The 19688-nt window shown below is 57.5% G+C and carries 16 protein-coding genes and 2 pseudogenes; all 18 read left to right on the top strand.

Annotated features, from left to right (window positions below; all coding sequences use genetic code 11):
* Positions 1 to 135: 135 nt before the first annotated feature.
* The 18 genes and pseudogenes from NQ012_RS09065 to NQ012_RS09150 all read left to right on the top strand — a co-directional run bounded on the left by NQ012_RS09065 (position 136) and on the right by NQ012_RS09150 (position 19648).
* Complete coding sequence (locus NQ012_RS09065) at positions 136 to 1506, top strand: UDP-N-acetylmuramoyl-tripeptide--D-alanyl-D-alanine ligase (RefSeq protein WP_257067287.1); 1371 nt, start codon at positions 136 to 138, stop codon at positions 1504 to 1506.
* Between the two features lie 160 nt (positions 1507 to 1666).
* Positions 1667 to 2749: a phospho-N-acetylmuramoyl-pentapeptide-transferase gene (gene mraY / locus NQ012_RS09070; RefSeq protein WP_085366575.1), complete on the top strand. Its 1083-nt coding sequence runs from the start codon at positions 1667 to 1669 to the stop codon at positions 2747 to 2749.
* A 160-nt stretch (positions 2750 to 2909) separates the two neighbouring features.
* Positions 2910 to 3383: a group II truncated hemoglobin gene (locus tag NQ012_RS09075; protein ID WP_257067327.1), complete on the top strand. Its 474-nt coding sequence runs from the start codon at positions 2910 to 2912 to the stop codon at positions 3381 to 3383.
* Positions 3384 to 3554: 171 nt separating this feature from the next.
* A complete protein-coding gene (murD, locus tag NQ012_RS09080; protein ID WP_257067329.1) occupies positions 3555 to 4892 on the top strand; it encodes a UDP-N-acetylmuramoyl-L-alanine--D-glutamate ligase in 1338 nt (445 codons plus the stop codon).
* A gap of 135 nt (positions 4893 to 5027) precedes the next feature.
* Positions 5028 to 6188 (top strand): putative lipid II flippase FtsW, encoded by a 1161-nt coding sequence (gene ftsW, locus NQ012_RS09085; RefSeq protein ID WP_257067288.1) that lies wholly within the window; start codon positions 5028 to 5030, stop codon positions 6186 to 6188.
* An 81-nt stretch (positions 6189 to 6269) separates the two neighbouring features.
* The gene (gene murG, locus NQ012_RS09090) at positions 6270 to 7337 is read left to right on the top strand and encodes an undecaprenyldiphospho-muramoylpentapeptide beta-N-acetylglucosaminyltransferase (RefSeq protein ID WP_085366583.1); all 1068 of its coding nucleotides are present in this window, start codon (positions 6270 to 6272) and stop codon (positions 7335 to 7337) included.
* A 40-nt stretch (positions 7338 to 7377) separates the two neighbouring features.
* Positions 7378 to 7581: pseudogene (locus NQ012_RS09095) on the top strand (lipoprotein signal peptidase).
* 133 nt (positions 7582 to 7714) lie between these two features.
* The gene (gene murC / locus NQ012_RS09100; protein WP_257067290.1) at positions 7715 to 9109 is read left to right on the top strand and encodes a UDP-N-acetylmuramate--L-alanine ligase; all 1395 of its coding nucleotides are present in this window, start codon (positions 7715 to 7717) and stop codon (positions 9107 to 9109) included.
* A 114-nt stretch (positions 9110 to 9223) separates the two neighbouring features.
* The gene (locus NQ012_RS09105; RefSeq protein WP_257067291.1) at positions 9224 to 10135 is read left to right on the top strand and encodes a D-alanine--D-alanine ligase; all 912 of its coding nucleotides are present in this window, start codon (positions 9224 to 9226) and stop codon (positions 10133 to 10135) included.
* The gene (locus NQ012_RS09110; protein WP_257067292.1) at positions 10125 to 10892 is read left to right on the top strand and encodes a cell division protein FtsQ/DivIB; all 768 of its coding nucleotides are present in this window, start codon (positions 10125 to 10127) and stop codon (positions 10890 to 10892) included. The genes NQ012_RS09105 and NQ012_RS09110 overlap by 11 nt, the downstream gene beginning before the upstream one ends.
* Positions 10893 to 10913: 21 nt before the next feature.
* Positions 10914 to 12149, top strand: a complete 1236-nt coding sequence (ftsA, locus tag NQ012_RS09115; protein ID WP_085366591.1) for a cell division protein FtsA — start codon at positions 10914 to 10916, stop codon at positions 12147 to 12149.
* A 129-nt stretch (positions 12150 to 12278) separates the two neighbouring features.
* Positions 12279 to 13448, top strand: coding sequence for a cell division protein FtsZ (gene ftsZ, locus NQ012_RS09120; RefSeq protein WP_085366593.1), 1170 nt, complete (start codon positions 12279 to 12281; stop codon positions 13446 to 13448).
* Between the two features lie 168 nt (positions 13449 to 13616).
* Positions 13617 to 14225, top strand: coding sequence for a phosphoribosylglycinamide synthetase (locus NQ012_RS09125; RefSeq protein ID WP_257067293.1), 609 nt, complete (start codon positions 13617 to 13619; stop codon positions 14223 to 14225).
* A gap of 368 nt (positions 14226 to 14593) precedes the next feature.
* Positions 14594 to 15235, top strand: a complete 642-nt coding sequence (locus NQ012_RS09130; RefSeq protein ID WP_257067294.1) for an OmpA family protein — start codon at positions 14594 to 14596, stop codon at positions 15233 to 15235.
* A 546-nt stretch (positions 15236 to 15781) separates the two neighbouring features.
* On the top strand, positions 15782 to 16624 hold the full coding sequence (locus NQ012_RS09135; protein ID WP_257067295.1) for a shikimate dehydrogenase family protein: 843 nt from the start codon (positions 15782 to 15784) through the stop codon (positions 16622 to 16624).
* A 43-nt stretch (positions 16625 to 16667) separates the two neighbouring features.
* Positions 16668 to 16814: pseudogene (locus tag NQ012_RS09140) on the top strand (lipoprotein signal peptidase).
* 26 nt (positions 16815 to 16840) lie between these two features.
* Positions 16841 to 18178 carry an MFS transporter gene (locus NQ012_RS09145; protein WP_257067296.1) on the top strand — a complete coding sequence of 446 codons (1338 nt, stop codon included), beginning with the start codon at positions 16841 to 16843 and terminating at the stop codon, positions 18176 to 18178.
* A 123-nt stretch (positions 18179 to 18301) separates the two neighbouring features.
* Positions 18302 to 19648: a M16 family metallopeptidase gene (locus tag NQ012_RS09150; RefSeq protein ID WP_373566647.1), complete on the top strand. Its 1347-nt coding sequence runs from the start codon at positions 18302 to 18304 to the stop codon at positions 19646 to 19648.
* The last annotated feature ends 40 nt before the right edge of the window (positions 19649 to 19688 follow it).

Genomic DNA, 19688 nt, shown 5'->3' on the forward strand with positions numbered 1-19688 from the left:
ATAAATATTACGCTGAAACCGTCTTCAAAGCAACACAATTTGTTTAAAACCAAATCCAAAAAATAAGATTGTTTGAAAAATAAAACATTGCGCAAAATGCAGCTCTTTGAATAGAAAAGAAAACAGAACACGAAAATGAAACCCCTAACCCTGAATTTTATCCGCCAAGCCCTAAACCTGCCGCTGCCGTCTGAAAACGGCGATGCCGAAGTCAAGCGCATCGTAACCGACAGCCGCGATATCCGCAGCGGCGACGTATTTTTCGCCTTGGCCGGCGAGCGTTTCGACGCGCATGATTTTGCGGCGGACGTGCTGGCCAAAGGCGCGGCGGCGGTTGTGGTGTCGCGCGAAGATTGCGCCGCGCTCCCCGGCGCGTTGAAAGTAGGCGACACACTGGCCGCGCTGCAAACGCTGGCATCTGCCTGGCGCAACGAAACCAACCCGTTTGTGTTCGGCATCACCGGTTCCAGCGGCAAAACCACCGTGAAAGAAATGCTGGCGGGGATACTGCGCCACCGTTTCGGCGAAGATGCCGTGCTGGCGACGGCGGGCAATTTCAACAACCACATCGGCCTGCCGCTGACCCTGCTCAAGCTCACGCCCGCGCACCGTTATGCCGTGATTGAAATGGGTATGAACCACTTCGGCGAGCTGGCCGCGCTTACGCGGATTGCCCGACCCGACGTGGCGCTGGTCAACAACGCCCTGCGTGCGCACGTCGGCTGCGGTTTCGACGGCGTGGGCGATATTGCCAAAGCCAAAAGCGAGATTTACCAAGGCCTGTCTGAAAACGGATTGGCGCTGGTTCCGGCCGAAGACGCCCATGCCGCCGTGTTTCAGACGGCCGCACAAGGTTTGAAACAGCAGACTTTCGGTGCACAAAGCGGCGATATCCATGCCGAAAACATCGTGTTGAAGCCGCTGTCGTGCGAATTCGATTTGGTGTGCGGCAACGCGCGCGCCGCCGTCAGGCTGCCGGTGCCGGGGCGGCACAATGTGGCCAATGCCGCCGCCGCCGCCGCGCTGGCACTGGCCGCCGGTTTGAGCCTGCAAGAGGTTTCAGACGGCCTTTCCGGTTTCGCCAATATCAAAGGCCGTCTGAACGTGAAACGCGGCATCAAAGGCGCCACCGTGTTGGACGACACCTATAACGCCAACCCCGACAGCATGAAAGCCGCGCTCGATGTGCTCGCCCAACTGCCTGCCCCGCGCGTGTTCGTGATGGGCGACATCGGCGAATTGGGCGAAGACGAATCGGCCGCCATGCACGCCGAAGTGGGCGCCTACGCCCGCAGCAAAGGCATCGAATCCGCTTATTTCGTCGGCGATTACAGCGCTTCGGCGGCGGAAGCCTTCGGCGGCAATGGGTTATGGTTTGCCGACAAAGACCCGCTGATTCAGGTGTTGGCGCACGATTTACCGCAAGGCGCCAATGTGCTGGTGAAAGGCTCGCGCTTTATGAAGATGGAAGAAGTGGCCGAAGCGTTGCTGGAAAAGGCCGTCTGAAAAGGAATATTGCATCCGGAAGGTTTGCCGTTCTGCTTTAAAATAACGGATTCGGAAAAACCGACACATTAAGAAAGAGGCCGTCTGAAACGGTTTCAGACGGCCTCAAGCCCAATAATAAACAACAACACCAAAATCAAACAAAAAGGAAGTAAACCCCATGCTTTTATGGTTAGCCCACTTCAGCGACTGGTTTTCCGCGCTGAACGTTTTCCAATACACCACCTTCCGCGCCGTGATGGCCGCCCTGACCGCGCTGGCATTTTCGCTGCTGTTGGGGCCGTGGACGATACGCAAGCTCACCGAGCTGAAAGTCGGCCAGGCCGTGCGCCACGACGGGCCGCAAACCCACCTGATCAAAACCGGCACGCCCACCATGGGCGGCTCGCTGATTCTTACCGCCATCACCGTTTCCACCCTGCTGTGGGGCAATCTGGCCAACCCCTATATTTGGATTCTGCTGCTGGTGCTGCTCGCCACCGGCGCGCTGGGCTTCTACGACGACTGGCGCAAAGTGGTTTATAAAGACCCCAACGGCGTGTCGGCGCGCTTCAAAATGGTGTGGCAGTCGGGCGTGGCGCTGGCGGCGGGCTTGTTGCTGTTTTATGTGGCGCAGAACTCGGCCAACAATATCCTGATCGTGCCGTTTTTCAAACAAGTGGCCCTGCCGCTGGGCGTGTTCGGCTTTGTGGTGCTGGCCTACCTCACCATCGTCGGCACCTCCAACGCGGTCAACCTCACCGACGGCTTGGACGGCCTGGCCGCCTTCCCCGTGGTGCTGGTGGCGGGCGGTTTGGCGATTTTCGCCTACGCCAGCGGCCACGCGCAGTTCGCCCAATACCTGCAACTGCCCCATGTGGCCGGTGCCAACGAAGTGGTGATTTTCTGTACCGCCATGTGCGGCGCCTGCTTGGGCTTTTTGTGGTTCAACGCCTACCCCGCGCAAGTGTTTATGGGCGACGTGGGCGCGCTGGCCTTGGGCGCGGCCTTGGGCACGGTGGCGGTGATTGTGCGCCAAGAGCTGGTGCTGGTGATTATGGGCGGCCTGTTTGTGGTGGAGGCCATTTCCGTGATGTTGCAGGTGGGCTGGTATAAGAAAACCAAAAAACGCATCTTCCTGATGGCGCCCATCCACCACCACTACGAACAAAAAGGCTGGAAAGAAACCCAAGTGGTAGTGCGCTTTTGGATCATTACCATTGTGCTGGTGCTGGTGGGCTTAAGCTCGCTGAAAATCCGCTGATGCCTGTCTGAAAAGCAAAGGCCGTCTGAAAAGCACATACCTATTGCCGTCATACTCGGGCTTGACCCGAGTATCTCCACGCACTACCGATTAAAGTTTGCCGCAAAGTTTCAGACGGCGTCAGGAACCACATAAAACAGAAAACATGACGCAACAAACGATGTACGCCCTATTGGGCGGCGAAGCGGGCGTGGAGGCGCTAACCGGCCGCTTCTACGATTTGATGGAGCTGGAACCGCAATACGCCGAACTGCGCGCGCAACACGGCGAAACGCTCGATTACGCCCGCGAACGCCTGTTCCAATTCTTAAGCGGCTGGCTCGGCGGCCCGCCGCTGTATGAGCAGGCACACGGCCACCCGCGCCTGCGCCAGCGGCATTTCCCCTTCGCCGTTACCCTGCAGACGCGCAACCAATGGATAGCCTGTTTCGCCCAAGCGCTGCACGAATCGGCGGTTGCGCCTGATTTGGCCGAACCGTTGCTGCTGCGCCTGTTTGCGCTGGCCGACTGGATGCGTAACCAACACGAACCGGAATACGCCCAGCCGCTGCCACCAATGGCGGCCGAACCGGAAGCGCGCTTGCCGGAATTGGCGGCGGTGTTGGAAGAATATGGGGTGGAAGGGTTTTTTTGAGACCGTTTGAAAAATATAAATTGCCGTCATACTCGGGCTTGACCCGAGTATCTCTCGAAAATAACCGGAAAAGTTTTTCAGACAGGCATAGTGAAAATGTAACAAGATACTCGGGTCAAGCCCGAGTATGACGAAATATTTGAAAATGACAAAATATTGATGAGCAACAACATGAACTGGCAAAACCAAAAAATCCTCGTCGCCGGCCTCGGCGGTACCGGCGTTTCCATGATTGCCTATCTGCGCCGCGCCGGCGCGCAGGTGGCGGCTTACGATGCCGATTTGAAACCCGAGCGCGAAGCGCAGCTTACGCAGCTTTTCAAAGGTTTGAACTGCCACACAGGCCGTCTGAAAGACGCGTTGGCGCAGGGTTTCGACGTGCTGGCGCTCAGCCCCGGCATCAGCGAGCGCGCGCCGGAAATCGTCGAATTCAAACAAAACGGCGGCAGGGTGTTGGGCGATATCGAAATCCTCGCCCATATCGTGAAAGCGCGCGGCGACAAAGTGATCGCCATCACCGGCAGCAACGGCAAAACCACCGTAACCAGCTTGGTGGGCTATCTGTGCGTGAAATGCGGGTTGGACACCGTGGTGGCCGGCAACATCGGCACGCCCGTGCTCGAAGCCGAATTGCAGCGCGAAGGCAAAAAAGCCGACGTGTGGGTGCTCGAACTTTCCAGCTTCCAGCTCGAAAACACCGAAAGCCTTACTCCCGATGCCGCCGTGGTGCTGAATATTTCCGAAGATCACCTCGACCGCTACGACGACCTGCTCGACTACGCCCACGCCAAAGACAAAATCTTCCGCGGCAGCGGCGTGCAGGTGCTCAACGCCGACGATGCGCTGTGCCGCGCCATGAAGCGCAACGGCCGCCAAGTGAAATGGTTTTCGCTGGAAAACGAAACCGATTATTGGGCGGATGTTCAGGCAGGCCGTCTGAAAGCGGGCGGCAGCGGTTTGCTCGACACCGCCGCCGTGCCGTTGCAAGGTTTGCACAACGCCGCCAACGTGTTGGCCGCACTTGCCTTGTGCGAAAGCATCGGCCTGCCGCGAACCGAGCTGCTGCAACACATTCAAACCTTCAAAGGGCTGCCGCACCGCGTGGAAAAAGTGGGCGAGAAAAACGGCATCACCTTTATCGACGACAGCAAAGGCACCAATGTCGGCGCCACCGTAGCGGCCATTTCCGGCCTGCAAAGCCCGATTGTGCTGATTGCCGGCGGGCAGGGCAAAGGGCAGGATTTCACCCCGCTGCGCGCCGCGCTGCAAAACAAAGCCCGCGCGGTGCTGCTAATCGGCGCCGACGCGCCGCAAATCCGCCGCGATTTGGACGGCTGCGGCGTGGAGATGATTGATTGCGAAACCTTGCCAGAAGCCGTTCAGACGGCCTACCGGCTCGCGCAAAGCGGCGATATCGTGCTGCTTTCCCCCGCCTGCGCCAGCTTCGATATGTTTAAAGGCTACGCGCATCGGGCGCAAGTGTTTGTCGAGGCGTTTAAGGCTTTGTAGCGGCCGAAAGGGACGAACCGTTTAGGCCGTCTGAAAAGCGTTTGCGGTTCACCAGCCGAAACGGGTGTTAATGACGTTCGTATGTTTGTTAAACCGCCCGAACCCTAAAGCAACTCAAACCATTTTTTAAAGCATATGATTACAGAATCCAAAATCCTAGACCGCAAAATCCTGCGCAGCGGCCACAAAACCGACCAGTCGCTGCTGTGGATGGTGGTGCTGATGGTGTCGTTCAGCCTGCTGATGATTTATTCCGCCTCCATCGCCTACGCCGCCCACGACGGCGGCGACCAATGGTTTTACCTTTCCCGCCAGGCCATGTTTCTGACCACAGGCGCTTTGGCGGGGCTGGTGGCGTTTAAAATCCCGATGGCCAAGTGGAAGAAATACACGCCGTGGATTCTGTTTGCGAGCTTGGGGCTGCTGGTGGCGGTTTTGTTGGTGGGGCGCGAGATTAACGGCGCGAAACGCTGGATACATCTGGGGCCGGTTAACCTGCAACCCACCGAAGTGTTCAAACTGGCGATTATTTTATATTTGTCGAGCTTTTTCACCCGCCGCGCCGAAATCCTGAAGCAGTTTAAAAAAGTGGGCTTTTCCGCCGTGCCGGTGGGCATAGGCTTGGGCCTGATTATGCTGGAGCCGGACTTCGGCTCGTTTGTGGTGGTAACCGCCGTGGCGATGGGGCTGCTGTTTCTGGCGGGGCTGCCGTGGCGCTGGTTTCTGATGATGGTGGGCATCGGCCTGGCCAGCATGGTGGCGCTGATTGCCGTCGCACCCTACCGTATGGCGCGGGTGTCGGCATTCTTAAACCCGTGGGAAGACCCGCTGGGCAAGGGCTACCAGCTTACCCACTCGCTGATGGCGATTGCGCGCGGCGAATGGTTCGGCGTGGGGTTGGGCGCGAGTTTGGAAAAACGTTTCTACCTGCCCGAGGCGCATACCGACTTTATTTTGGCGGTAATCGGCGAAGAATTCGGCTTCGTGGGCATTTCGGTGCTGATTTTCTGCTATGCGTGGCTGGTGTGGCGGGCGTTTTCCATCGGCAAGCAGGCGCGCGATCTGGAGCTGTTTTTCGGCGCGTTTGTCGCCAAAGGCATCGGCATCTGGCTGGGCATTCAGAGTTTTTTCAATATCGGCGTGAACATCGGCCTGCTGCCCACCAAGGGCCTGACCCTGCCGCTGATGTCCTACGGCGGTTCGGCGGTGATTATCATGCTGGTGTGCATAGCGCTGCTGCTGCGCGTGGATTATGAAAACCGTCTGAAAATGCGCGGTTACAAAGTGGAAGGATAAAACCGGCCGCCTGCGCTGCGGAAGGCCGTCTGAAAAAACGTATCAACCGAAAAAATATAATAGAAAAGGATAATTCGAGTTATGGGCAGTAAAACCTTTATGCTGATGGCCGGCGGCACCGGCGGCCATATTTTCCCCGCGCTGGCGGTAGCCGAAGCCCTGCGCGGGCGCGGGCACCATGTGATTTGGCTGGGCAGCGAAGATTCGATGGAAGAGCGCATCGTGCCGAAACACAATATCCGCCTCGAAACGCTGGCGATTAAAGGCGTTCGCGGCAACGGCTGGAAGCGCAAACTGGAATTGCCGTTCACCTTGTTCAAAACCGTGCAGGCGGCGATGCGGATTATCAAAAAACACCGCGTCGATTGCGTTATCGGCTTCGGCGGTTTCGTTACCTTTCCCGGCGGCGTGGCCGCCAAACTGTCGGGCGTGCCGATTGTGATTCACGAGCAAAACGCCGTGGCAGGCTTGGCCAATAAACAGCTTGCCCGCTGGGCGCGCCGCGTTTTGTATGCCTTTCCGCGCACTTTCGGCAACCCCGACGGCTTGGTCGGCAACCCCGTGCGCGCCGACATTACCAACCTGCCGCCGCCGGCCGAGCGTTTTGCCGGACGCGAAGGCCGTCTGAAAGTGTTGGTGATGGGCGGCAGTTTGGGTGCCGACGTGCTCAACCAAACCGTGCCGCGCGCGCTGGCGCTGCTCACCGAAAGCGAGCGTCCGCAGATTTACCACCAGTCGGGCCGCGGCAAACTCGGCACGCTCAAAACCGATTACGAAGTGCTTAACGTGCAGGCCAAATGCGTGGAATTTATCGACGATATGGTCGCCGCCTACGAACACGCCGACGTGGTTATCTGCCGCGCGGGCGCGCTCACGATTGCCGAGCTGACCGCCGCCGGTGTGGGCGCCCTGCTGGTGCCTTACCCCCATGCGGTGGACGACCACCAAACCGCCAACGCCCGCTTTATGGTGCAGGCAGATGCCGGATTGCTGCTGCCGCAGTCGCAACTTACCGCCGAGAAGCTGTCGGAAGTGTTGTGGGCGCTCAACCGCGAACGCTGCCTCGAGTGGGCCGAAAACGCCCGCACGCTGGCCATGCCGCACAGCGCCGACGATGTGGCGGTTACCGCAATTGCCGCTACGATGTAAACAGATTCGGAAGAAGATTTTTTCAGACGGCCTGAGACCTTTGCAAAACCCCCATCTGCGGCGCATTTCTGCGTTGTGCGCTGCTCGCTCGCTTGCCTAACTCCATGTTATGTCTGCGCTCGCTGCGCTGCTACGCCTTGAACTGCATCCACATCTGGGGGTTTTGCAAAGGTCTCGGCCTCTTGCTGCGGCAAGCGGGTTGGTTTGGAAGCGGCACAAAACCTGCCTGGCAACAACCGTCTGAACACCCTTTTACATTAAAACCATAGCGCATCTATCCGCAGCCCTTTAAAATAACGCCTTTTAGGTTTGCCGGCGGTTTGGGCGCAGCATTTTGGCCGTCTGAAACGGAACGGGCTTCAGGAAAACACAACAACATGAAAAACAGAGTCAACAATATTCATTTTGTCGGTATCGGCGGTTCGGGCATGTGCGGGATTGCCGAAGTGCTGCACAACCTGGGGTTTAAAGTATCCGGTTCCGATCAGGCGCAAAGCGCGGTAACGCGCCACTTGAGCGGCTTGGGCATTCAGGTTTACCCCGGCCACACCGCCGCGCACGTTACCGATGCCGATGTGGTGGTAACCTCCACCGCCGTCAAACCCGACAACCCCGAAGTGCTGGCGGCTCAGGAGCGTAAAATCCCCGTGATTCCGCGCGCGCTGATGCTGGCCGAGCTGATGCGTTTCCGCGACGGCATCGCCATTGCCGGAACCCACGGCAAAACCACCACCACCAGCCTCACCGCTTCCATTCTGGCGGCGGCGGGCATGGATCCGACTTTCGTTATCGGCGGCAAACTCACCGCCGCCGGCACCAACGCCCGCTTGGGCAAAGGCGAGTATCTGGTGGCCGAGGCCGACGAATCCGACGCTTCATTTCTGCACCTCACGCCCATTATGTCGGTGGTAACCAATATCGACACCGACCATATGGACACCTACGATCACAGCGTCGAAAAACTGCATCAGGCGTTCGTGTCGTTTATCCACCGTATGCCGTTTTACGGCAAAGCGTTTTTATGCACCGACAGCGAACACGTACGCGCCATTGTGCCGCGCATCAGCAAGCCTTACGCCACTTACGGCTTGGACGAAAGCGCCGATATTTACGCCACCGAGCTTCAGGCCGAAGGCGACAAAATGCGTTTTACCGTTCATGTGAAGCAAGAAGGCATCAAGCCCTTTGAAGTGGTGCTGAATATGCCCGGCCGCCACAACGTGCTCAATGCGCTGGCCGCCATCGGCGTAGCGCTCGAAGTGGGCGCATCGGTGGAAGCCATCCAACAGGGCCTGCTGGGTTTTGCCGGCGTCGGCCGCCGTTTCCAGAAATACGGCGACATCACCCTGCCCGGCGGCGGCAAGGCCACGTTGATCGACGATTACGGCCACCACCCCGTAGAGATGGCCGCCACGCTGGCCGCCGCACGGGGCGCGTATCCCGACAAACGTTTGGTATTGGCCTTCCAGCCGCACCGCTACACCCGCACCCGCGATTTGTTTGAAGACTTCGTGAGCGTGTTGAGCACCGTCGATTCGCTGGTGTTGACCGAAGTATATGCCGCCGGCGAAGAGCCGATTGTGGCTGCCGATGCCCGCGCGCTGGCGCGTGCCGTGCGCGTGTTGGGCAAGCTCGAACCGATTTACTGCGAAGATGTGAACGCCCTGCCCGACACCCTGCTGAACGTGTTGCAAGACGGCGACGTGGTGCTGACCATGGGCGCGGGCAGCATTAACAAAACCCCGCAGGCGCTAGCCGGAAACGCAAGCTGAAACGGCAGGGTAGGGCGGTTATGCCGCGCTTTGAAAAATAATAAAACACAGGGGTTGTTGATTGTTTTTGCAGATCAATAAACAGGCCGTCTGAAAAAGAAAGAAACCGTAAATATGCAAGATTTTGGCAAAGTTGCCGTATTGATGGGCGGATTTTCCAGCGAGCGCGAAGTGTCGCTCGACAGCGGAGCCGCCATTGTCGCCGCCCTGCAAAGCAAGGGCATAGACGCACACCCGTTCGACCCGAAAGAAACCCCTTTGCACGAGCTGAAAGCCCGGGGCTTTCAGACGGCCTTTAACATTCTGCACGGCACCTACGGCGAAGACGGTACCGTGCAGGGCGCACTCGAACTTTTGGGCATCCCTTACACCGGCAGCGGCGTGATGGCCTCGGCCGTGGGCATGGACAAATACCGCTGCAAACTGATTTGGCAGGCGCTGGGGCTGCCTGTGCCCGAGTTTGCCGTATTGCGCGAAGACAGTGATTTCGATGCCGTCGAGCGCGAATTGGGTTTGCCGATGTTTGTAAAGCCCGCCGCGGAAGGCAGCAGCGTGGGCGTGGTAAAAGTGAAGGAAGCAGGCCGTCTGAAAGAAGTGTATAACAGCCTCAAACACCTGCACGGCGAAATCATCGCCGAACGCTTTATCGGCGGCGGCGAATATTCCTGCCCCGTGATTAACGGCGAAGGCTATCCCGCCATCCGCATCATTCCCGCCACCGAATTTTACGATTACGAAGCCAAATACACCCGCGACGACACCGTTTACCAGTGCCCTGCCGATTTAAGCGAAGCCGACGAAGCCCTGATGCGCTCGCTGTCGGTGCGCGCCGCGCAGGCAGTCGGCGCCGAAGGCGTGTCGCGCGTGGATTTCTTAAAAGACACCGACGGCAAGCTGTATCTGCTTGAAATCAATACCTTGCCCGGCATGACCAGCCACAGCTTGGTGCCGAAGTCCGCCGCCCAAACCGGCTTGAGCTTCGCCGATTTATGTGTTGAAATTCTGAAAACCGCTCATGTGGGATAATGCAGGCGCCTTGAAGCGCGTAACCCGTTGGCTGATGATCCTGGTAGTGCTGATACTGCTGGGAGCATTGGCCGTTTGGGTTTACAATTCGCCGTATTTTCCGGTGAAACAAGTCAAAATCGAAGGCGAAATTCAGCGCACCGGCGGCAAACAGCTGCAAGCCGTGGCGCAAAAATACATACGCGGCAACATCTTCCGCGCCGATTTGAACGGCGCTCAGGAAGCGTTCGCCAAACTGCCGTGGGTTGATAAAGTAACCGTGCGCCGCCGCCTGCCCGATACCGTCGAAATCGACCTCGTCGAGCGCATCCCCGTGGCGCGCTGGAAAGAGTCCGGCCTGATCGACAGCAACGGCAACCTTTTCAACGCCGCCACCGACGAAAAATTCCCTGTTTTTTCAGGCGAACCCGGCACCGGCAAAATTATGGTGAAGCATTTCAACGAATTTAACGCCGTCTTAAAGCCCTTGGGTTTGGCCGTTGCCGAACTCGAATATTCCCCGCGCTCGGCTTGGACGGTAGGGCTGGATAACGGCATTTCCGTGCGCTTGGGGCGCGAAAACGAAACCAAACGCTTGCAACGCTTTGCCGAAATGTGGCCGGGCATTTTGCAGGCGCAGCAAGGCAATCTGGCCTATGTGGATATGCGCTACCGCGACGGATTCGCCGTACGCTACCACGACAAACAGCAAGAACCGCAGGCAGACACGCCGTCTGAAAACAGCGCATCCGGCGTCGAAGCACAAAACCGACAGTAATCAGCAAACGAATGGGACATCATGGTAAAAGGCAAATACATCAGTGCATTGGATATCGGCACTTCTAAAGTTATCGCGTTAATCGGCGAAGTGCACGAAGACAACGAAATCCATATTATCGGTTTGGGGCAGGCACCTTCGCGCGGCCTCAAAGCCGGTATGGTAACCAATATCGATGCCACCGCCCAAGCCATCAAACAGGCCATGGAAGAAGCGGAACGCATGGCCGACTGCAAAGTCGACAGCGTAACCACCGGCATCGCCGGCAACCACATCCGCAGCCTCAATTCGCAGGGTGTGGTGAAAATCAAAGACGGCGAAGTTTCCCAAGCCGACATCGACCGCGCCATCGAAACCGCCAAAGCCGTCAATATCCCGCCCGACCACAACATCCTGCACACCGTGGTTCAGGAATACATCATCGACAACCAGCCCGGCGTTAAAGAACCCATCGGCATGAGCGGCGTGCGCCTGGATACCCGCGTGCACATCATCACCGGCGCGATTACCGCCCTGCAAAACATTCAAAAATGCGTCAACCGCTGCGGCCTGCATATGGAGCAGATTATGCTGCAACCGCTGGCGAGCGGGCAGGCCGTCTTAACCGAAGACGAAAAAGATTTGGGCGTTTGCGTAATCGACATCGGCGGCGGCACCACCGACATCGCCGTTTACACCAACGGCGCCATCCGCCATACCGCCGTGATTCCGGTTGCCGGCGATTTGATTACCAAAGATTTGGCGCAAGCCCTGCGCACGCCGCACAATGCCGCCGAATACATCAAAATCAACCACGGCGTCGCCATCGCCACCATGGACGGCCTCGACGAAATGATCGAAGTGCCCAGCGTGGGCGACCGCCAGCCGCGCCAGATTTCCCGCCGCGTTTTGGCCAGCGTTATCGGCCCGCGTGTCGAAGAAATTTTAGAGCTTACCCTCAACGAACTGCGCCGCAGCGGCTTCCCCGAAGAAGTACTCACTTCGGGCGTGGTGCTTACCGGCGGCGCATCGCTGCTTACCGGCATCGTCGATTTGGCCGAAGACGTGTTCAACCTGCCCGCCCGCATCGGCGTGCCGCACGAAATGGGCGGCGTTTCCGAGCGCATCCGCAACCCCCGCTACGCCACCGCCATCGGCCTTTTGCAGGCCGCGCGCGGCGAAGTTTCGGGTGCGCCGGTAACCGGTGCGGTTGCCATCAGGGAGCCGAAAGAAAACTGGCTGGTCCGGCTGAAAGAATGGCTGAAAAATAATTTTTAAAATTCTCGTAAAAATGTAAGAAGAATTTTGCCAGCGGGGCAAGGCTTCTTATATAATAGCGCCAACTTTCGCAGTTATTTAGCCGTCATTTATTTACCCGTCCTGACGCAGGGCGCAGAGGAGCATTTTATGGAATTGGTTTACGACGTAGTAGAAGCCGCCGCAAGCCCTGCGGTTATCAAAGTTATCGGTATCGGCGGCGGCGGTTGCAATGCCATTAACAATATGATTTTAAACACCGTTCAAGGTGTGGAATTTATCAGCGCCAACACCGATGCGCAATCTTTGGGCAGAAGCAACGCCGCCAAACGCATCCAGTTGGGCACCAATCTGACCCGCGGTTTGGGCGCGGGCGCCAATCCCGAAATCGGCCGCGCAGCGGCACAAGAAGACCGTGAAGCCATTGCCGACGCCATCCGCGGCGCCAATATGCTGTTCATCACCACCGGCATGGGCGGCGGCACCGGCACCGGCGCTGCCCCCGTTGTTGCGGAAATCGCAAAAGAACAAGGCATCTTGACCGTTGCCGTGGTTACCCGCCCGTTCGGTCACGAAGGCAAGCGCGTACACATCGCCCAAGAAGGCATGGATCATCTGAAAAGCCAGGTGGATTCCCTGATTGTTATCCCGAACGACAAACTGATGACCGCACTGGGTGAAGACATCACCGTGCGCGAAGCATTCCGCGCTGCCGACAATGTGTTGCGTGATGCCGTTGCCGGTATTTCCGAAGTGGTTACCCGTCCCGGTTTCATCAACTTGGACTTTGCCGACGTGAAAAACGTGATGAGCATTATGGGCATGGCCATGATGGGTTCAGGCTTCGCGCAAGGTATCGACCGTGCCCGCTTGGCAACCGAGCAGGCCATTTCCAGCCCGCTGCTGGACGATGTAACCTTAGACGGCGCGCGCGGCGTTTTGGTGAACATCACCACCGCCCCCGGCTGCCTGAAAATGTCGGAATACCGCGAAATTATGAAAGTGGTTGACGAATACGCCCATCCCGATGCAGAGCGTAAATACGGCACTGCCGAAGACGAAGGCATGGAAGAGGATGCCATCCGCGTAACCATTATCGCCACCGGCCTGAAAGAAAACACCGCCGCCGCTTCAAACAACCTGCGCATGGTGAAAACCCAACAGGCAACCGGCACCGACGATGGCTTTGGTAATATCGACGGTTTGATCCGTTCCGGTCGCAGCACTCGCAGCATGAATTTGACCGCTTCCGATTTCGCCAACCAATCCGTGTTGGACGATTTTGAAATCCCCGCCATTCTGCGCCGCCAAGCCGACTAACCGTTATCGGTTTGATACTTGAAAAGGCCGTCTGAAAACCGAAGCAGGTTTTCAGACGGCCTTTTGATTTTTATTAAAGTAATTACTCTTTGGGGCTGAACTTAATACACTAACGATAAGTCAAAGTAATATTAACCACCAATACCGTTATATCTGAGGGAGCAAAATATGCGTTTGCAAATATTGGCTGTATTCACGTTAACCGCATTGGCCGGCTTGGCCGCCTGCCAAAAAGAAGAAACGCCTGCTGCGCCTGCGCAACAGGCGCAGCAGCAGGCTCCGGCTCAAACCGAACCGGCTGCACAAGCACCGCAGCAGGCAGCTGCACCCACTTCGGGTGAGAGCTTGATCCGCGAGCCGGTTGCCGCGCAAAGCCAACCTGTGCAGGCGATTCAAACCAAAACATTTGGTGAATTCACCATTCATTTGACCAAAGCCAAGGTTATCGGCCAGATTTTGAGCGTGGAATTTATCGCTGTGCCTCCAAAAGATGCAAACGGAGAATATAAAAGTGCCGCAGGCGAATACTTTCCGTTAAAAGACTTTGATTACATAGACGAAACCACCAGCAAAAAAGTTACCTTGCTGCAAGACGAAAACGGAAAATACATGGCCAATCCATTGGATGATGATGGCAAAAGAGTGCGGATATTAAACTACAAGAAATATCCGCAAGCACTTACATTAAAATTTCCTGCCCCGCCTACAACCTCGCCCACTATTACCATCGATTTTCCCGAAGTCGGTTCGTTTGAATCCGTTCCCGTGAGCCGTTAAGTTTTCGGATACGGGCTTTCAGACGGCCTATGAATTTAGATCAGGCCGTCTGAAAACCGTTTTGCCGAAAAACTTAAAAAAACAAACAGCCATATCCGCGCACACCTGGGGCTGATCCGAATATGCCGGCGCTGCGGCTAATATTAGGGAGTGTAGCCAGAAAGCGTTGCGGCGGTATTTTTGGTTAAAATCCGCATCTGCTGCGTTAGGTAGCATAGCGGACTTGCGAAGCTAAAATGCTCGCAAGATGTTCAATCTTGCTGTGCTTTTTGCCTTGCATCTGCGGATGTTCCCTCAAAAATCCGCTTCACAAGCCTTCTGACTACACTCCCTAAGTGAGTCCGACTTTAATTTTAAAGAGCAATCCGATGAACGCCACAACTGCATTTTCCCTTTTGGCCGCCGTTGCCTTATGCGCCTGCAACCCGCAATCTTCAGGCAGCCAAGCACCTGCTGCGCCTGCGCAATCCGCACCGGCCCAACAAGCCCAACCCGCTTCCGCTGCTTTGCAAACAGCCGAGCCGCAACCTGCTCCCGCACAAACAACTTCTGCCCCCGTTTCATCAGTTTCTGCACAAGGCAGCAACTTATCGGCAACCGGCAGCAGCCTGAGTGCGCAGCAAACGGGGTTCAATATCGAAATCAATCTGGCTTCCGATGTGTTGTTCGATTTCGATAAGGCCGATTTGAAACCCGAGGCTGATGCCGAGCTGCAAAAGGCCGCCGAAGTGATACGCGAAAAGGGCAAAGGGCTGATTCTGATCACCGGCCACACTGATAGCAAGGGCAGCGAAGCCTACAATAAAAAGCTCTCGCTGGCGCGCGCAGAGGCCGTGAAGCAATGGTTTGAAAAACACGGCCTGCATTATGATTACCAAACCGACGGCAAAGGCGCGGCCGATCCGATTGCGCCGAACACCAACGAAGACGGCAGCGACAACCCAGAAGGCCGCGCCAAAAACCGCCGCGTGGAAATCGTGATCAACAAAACCAAGCAGTTGGGCGAATAAGCGGCTTACATAGGGTGAGACTTTTGCAAAAACACCTTCAGGCCGTCTGAAAAATATATTTCAGACGGCCTGAAACCTTTGCTAAATTCAAATTACTATCTAAAACACCTGATTTCCGTCATTAGCTTCGCAAGTCCGCTGCGCTCCCCCCGCGTAGGCGGGAATCCAGACGCCTGGTATTCAAGTATTTGTTTAATCAATACTTCAATATTTCTATCTGGATTCCCGCCTACGCGGGGGGAGCGCAGCGGACTTGCGAAGCTAATGACGGGATTTAAGCATTTCAGACGGCTTGAAGGTATTTTTGCAAAGGCTGCAACTATTGTCCGCAAAGGTTCTGCCCCTTCCGTTCTGCAATTTTCAGGCGAAACATTGGCTAAATCAAAGCGTGAATGTCGGTTATGCCGCTGTTTCGGGTATAAACTTCCAATGCTCTTGCAAACCCACCCATAATCCTGCTTTTCCCGCCGCCCGTTGCTGCTGCAGCGGGGCGGGCGGGGGAACATCGGTTAGAATAAGTCCGTTTTTTCTGTCGGAAAGCGCCTTATGCCGTCTTCTTTAACCATCAACGGGTTAACCCGTGTCATCGCCCATATCGGCTTCCCCACCCAAACCTTTAAATCGCCGATGATTTACAACCCTTATTTCGCCGATGCGGGCATCAATGCGGTGGTGGTGCCGTTTTCGTGCGAGGCGCACAATTATCCGGCGTTTTTGAAAGCCGTGTTCGGTAATACCAACACCGCAGGGGCGCTGATTACCATGCCGCATAAAGTGGCCACCGTGGGGTTAATCGACCGTGTTGCGCCGGCGGCGGAAATCGCCGGTTCGTGCAACGCCGTGCGCTTGGGGGTGGACGGCAGGCTCGAAGGCGATATGTTCGACGGCGAGGGCTTTGTGCGCGGCATACGCCGCAAAGGCTTTGCACCGCAGGGAAAATCGGCGCTGATTTTGGGCTGCGGCGGCGTGGGTTCGGCGATTGCGGCTTCGCTGGCGGCAGCGGGGGCGGCAAGGCTGGCGCTGTTTGACACGCGCGCGGAGTCGGCTGTGGCGCTGGCAGGCCGTCTGAACAAGCATTATCCGGCGCTGGCGGTGGAAACGGGCGGCAACGATGTGCGCGGCTTTGACTTGGTGGTGAATGCCACGCCGCTGGGGATGTATGACGGCGACCCGCTGCCCGCCGACGTGTCGCGCCTATCGCCCGAAACGTTTGTGGGCGAAGTGGTGCTGCGCGAAGCCACGCCGTTTGTGCGTGCGGCGCAGCAGCGGGGCTGTACGGTGCAGTTGGGCACGGATATGCTGTTCGAGCAGATTCCGGCCTATCTGGAATATTTCGGCCTGCCTTCAACCACGCCCGAAAACCTGCGCCGTTTGGCACAATTGGATTGAACCCCCGTATCCCAACCAACCGTGCGGCGGCAGGCCGGGACCTTTGCAAAACCGCCATCTTCGGCGCATTTCTGCGTTATGCGCTGCCCGCTCGCTTGCCTGACTTTATGTTATGTCTGCGCTCGCTGCGCTGCTACGCCTTGAACTGCATCTACATCTGACGGTTTTGCAAAGGTTTCAGGCCGTCTGAAAACAACCCGACCAGAGTAACTGCTTATGACAACTACCAACGAAATCAATGTGCGCGAACTAATCGACCACCGCCCCGTGGGCGCTTATCAGAAGCTGGTGATTTTTTTATGTTTTCTGATTGTGGTAATGGACGGCTTCGATGTGGCCATTATGGGCTTTGTGGCGCCCTCGCTGAAAGAAGACTGGCAGTTGAGCAATAACGCGCTGGCGCCCGTGTTGAGTGCCGCGCTGGCGGGCTTGGCGGTAGGGGCGATGATTACCGGCCCGCTGGCCGACAAATTCGGCAGGCGCAAGGTGTTGATTGCCAACGTGTTTACCTTCGGCTTGTTCACGCTGCTGGTGGCCTCGGCAAACTCGCTCAACCATATGATTGTTTACCGTTTTATCGCCGGTTGCGCGATGGGCGGCATTATGCCGAGCGTGGCCACGCTGGCCACCGAGTTTTCGCCCGCACGCAGCCGTGCGTTTTTGGTAACGGTGGTGTTTGCCGGTTTTACCGTGGGCGCGGCGGGCGGCGGTTTTCTGGCTGCCGGGCTGATTCCGCATTACGGCTGGCACAGCGTGTTTTGGGTGGGCGGGATTGCGCCGATTGTGCTGAGCATTCTGTTGGTGTGGATGCTGCCCGAATCCATCGGTTTTCTGGCGCATAAAAAGCACAAGCCCGAGCGCATACGCAAACTGGTGGAACGCTGCGCCCCCGGCTCCACCACCGAACACAGCACCTTCGTGCTGCCGCTGCCCGCCGAAGCCGCCGCCGGCGAAGCGCCGATTAAAACCGTGCTCAATCAGCATTACCGCTTCGGCAGCATCATGTTGTGGTCGGGCTATTTCATGCACCTGTTTTTAGTGTATCTCTTGGGCAGCTGGATGCCCACCATGATTAAAGAATCGGGCATGACCGCCTCGCAGGCCAGCATTATTTCGGCCATGTTCCAGCTCGGCGGCCCGCTCGGCTCGGTGATGCTGGGCTGGCTGATGGACAGGTTCGAGCCGCACCGCGTGCTGGGTTTGTCGTATCTCACCGGCGCGGTGGTGCTGGTGGCCATCAGCAACGCCGGCCAGCAATATATGCTGTTGTGCGTGTTGGCATTTGTGGTCGGCGCGGCCTTTAACGGCGGCGGCACGGGCATGAACGCCTTGTCGAGCATGTTTTTCCCGCTCTCCGCCCGCGCCACCGGTAACGGCTGGATGCACGGCTTGGGGCGCATCGGCGCGATTCTTTCCGCATTCGTGGGCGCGTGGATGCTGAATTTCGGTTGGGGCTTCGCCACCGTGGCCGTCGCCCTGACCGCGCCCGCCGCCGCCGTGGCCGTGCTGCTGGGCTTGAAACGCGCGTATTACCGCCGCAAAGAAGCGGCATAAACAAGCCCGCAAAGGTCTCAGGCCGTCTGAAAATATTGTTCAGACGGCCTTTGCCTTTACAGCCGCATTCAAAAACGTTTAACCTTGCATCTTTCCGCCAGATTCAGAAAGCACGCCATGCCTTTGAAACCGACCGCAACTCTGCTCGCGCTAACCCTGCTGCCGCTTGCCGCCCATGCCGCCGTGAATATCCAGCGCTGGCAAACGCCCGAAGGAACCCAAGTGCTGCTGGTGGAGCGGCATCAGAATCCGATTGTTGATGTGCAGATCAGCTTTAAAGGCGCAGGCAGCGCCTTCAACCCCGAAGGCAAAGGCGAAGTTTCCGAATTTACCGCCGCACTGCTGACGGGTGGCACGCGGCGGCTCGACGAAGAAGCCTTCAAAGAGCAGGCCGACGGTTTGGCCGCCAGCATCAGCAGCGACGGCGGCGAAGAAGGTGCAACCGTTACCCTGCGCAGCCTGAGCCATCCCGCCAAACTCAAACCCGCCGTTAACCTGCTCAATCAGGCGCTCACGCAGCCGCGTTTCGATACCGCCGTGTTCGAGCGCATACGCAAACAGAGCATCACCGCGCTGCAACAGCAGGAAACCGACCCCGGCTTTATCGCCGACCGCGCACTCGCCCGCCTGAACTACGGCAGCCACCCTTATGGCCGCCCCGCGCAAACCAGCGTGGAAAGCATACGCCGCGTAACGCTCGACGACATCCGCGCGTTTTACCGCAGCCGCTACGGTAAAAACAATGCCGTCGTAGCCGTGGTGGGCGACCTCAACCGCCGCCAAACCGAAGCCCTGGTGCGGCAGGCGTTAAACGGCCTGCCTGCGCGCAGCAGCCAAAGCAGCGCCGTGCCCGCCGTGCCCGAACACCGCGCGGCGCATCAGAATATCCCGTTTGCGGGTGAGCAGGCGCAAATCGTGATGGGTATGCCCTTGATCAAACGCCACGATCCCGATTATTACGCACTGGTGGCCGGCAACTACACCCTTGGCGGCGGCGGTTTCGACAGCCGTCTGATGAAAGAATTGCGCGACAAACACGGCTACACCTACGGAGCGTCCAGCAGCCTCGCCCCTTCCTCTGAGGCCGGGCCGCTGACCATAGGCTTTTCCACCCAAAAAGCCAACACCGCCGCCGCGCTGGCCGCCGCCCGCAAAGTGCTGGCCGACTTTGCGGCGGAAGGGCCGACCGAAGAAGAGCTGCAACAGGCCAAAGCCAACATCACCGGCAGCTTCCCGCTGCGTTTCGACACCAACGCCAAACTGCTCGGCTATCTGAGCCTGATCGGTTTCTACAACCTGCCCGACGATTATCTCGAAGCCTATCCGAAAGCCGTTTCCGCCCTCACCGCCGAACAGGTCAAATCGGCGTGGCAGCGGCGTGTGAAAGCGGAAAACATGAATATCGTGGTGGTGGGCGCGGAGCAGGGCGCGGCAACGGCGGCGGATTACCACCCGATAAAGCGGCGGTAGGCGGTGGCGGGAAAGTGTGGAAACAGGCGGGAAAACACTT

Source organism: Neisseria dentiae (assembly GCF_024580525.1).
Lineage (GTDB): Bacteria > Pseudomonadota > Gammaproteobacteria > Burkholderiales > Neisseriaceae > Neisseria > Neisseria dentiae_A.

Bases quoted from the DNA above. Each gene is read 5' to 3' on its own strand.
- NQ012_RS09065 (WP_257067287.1), top strand. From the start codon at position 136: ATGAAACCCCTAACCCTGAATTTTATCCGCCAAGCCCTAAACCTGCCG.
- mraY (WP_085366575.1), top strand. From the start codon at position 1,667: ATGCTTTTATGGTTAGCCCACTTCAGCGACTGGTTTTCCGCGCTGAAC.
- NQ012_RS09075 (WP_257067327.1), top strand. From the start codon at position 2,910: ATGTACGCCCTATTGGGCGGCGAAGCGGGCGTGGAGGCGCTAACCGGC.
- murD (WP_257067329.1), top strand. From the start codon at position 3,555: ATGAACTGGCAAAACCAAAAAATCCTCGTCGCCGGCCTCGGCGGTACC.
- ftsW (WP_257067288.1), top strand. From the start codon at position 5,028: ATGATTACAGAATCCAAAATCCTAGACCGCAAAATCCTGCGCAGCGGC.
- murG (WP_085366583.1), top strand. From the start codon at position 6,270: ATGGGCAGTAAAACCTTTATGCTGATGGCCGGCGGCACCGGCGGCCAT.
- murC (WP_257067290.1), top strand. From the start codon at position 7,715: ATGAAAAACAGAGTCAACAATATTCATTTTGTCGGTATCGGCGGTTCG.
- NQ012_RS09105 (WP_257067291.1), top strand. From the start codon at position 9,224: ATGCAAGATTTTGGCAAAGTTGCCGTATTGATGGGCGGATTTTCCAGC.
- NQ012_RS09110 (WP_257067292.1), top strand. From the start codon at position 10,125: ATGTGGGATAATGCAGGCGCCTTGAAGCGCGTAACCCGTTGGCTGATG.
- ftsA (WP_085366591.1), top strand. From the start codon at position 10,914: ATGGTAAAAGGCAAATACATCAGTGCATTGGATATCGGCACTTCTAAA.
- ftsZ (WP_085366593.1), top strand. From the start codon at position 12,279: ATGGAATTGGTTTACGACGTAGTAGAAGCCGCCGCAAGCCCTGCGGTT.
- NQ012_RS09125 (WP_257067293.1), top strand. From the start codon at position 13,617: ATGCGTTTGCAAATATTGGCTGTATTCACGTTAACCGCATTGGCCGGC.
- NQ012_RS09130 (WP_257067294.1), top strand. From the start codon at position 14,594: ATGAACGCCACAACTGCATTTTCCCTTTTGGCCGCCGTTGCCTTATGC.
- NQ012_RS09135 (WP_257067295.1), top strand. From the start codon at position 15,782: ATGCCGTCTTCTTTAACCATCAACGGGTTAACCCGTGTCATCGCCCAT.
- NQ012_RS09145 (WP_257067296.1), top strand. From the start codon at position 16,841: ATGACAACTACCAACGAAATCAATGTGCGCGAACTAATCGACCACCGC.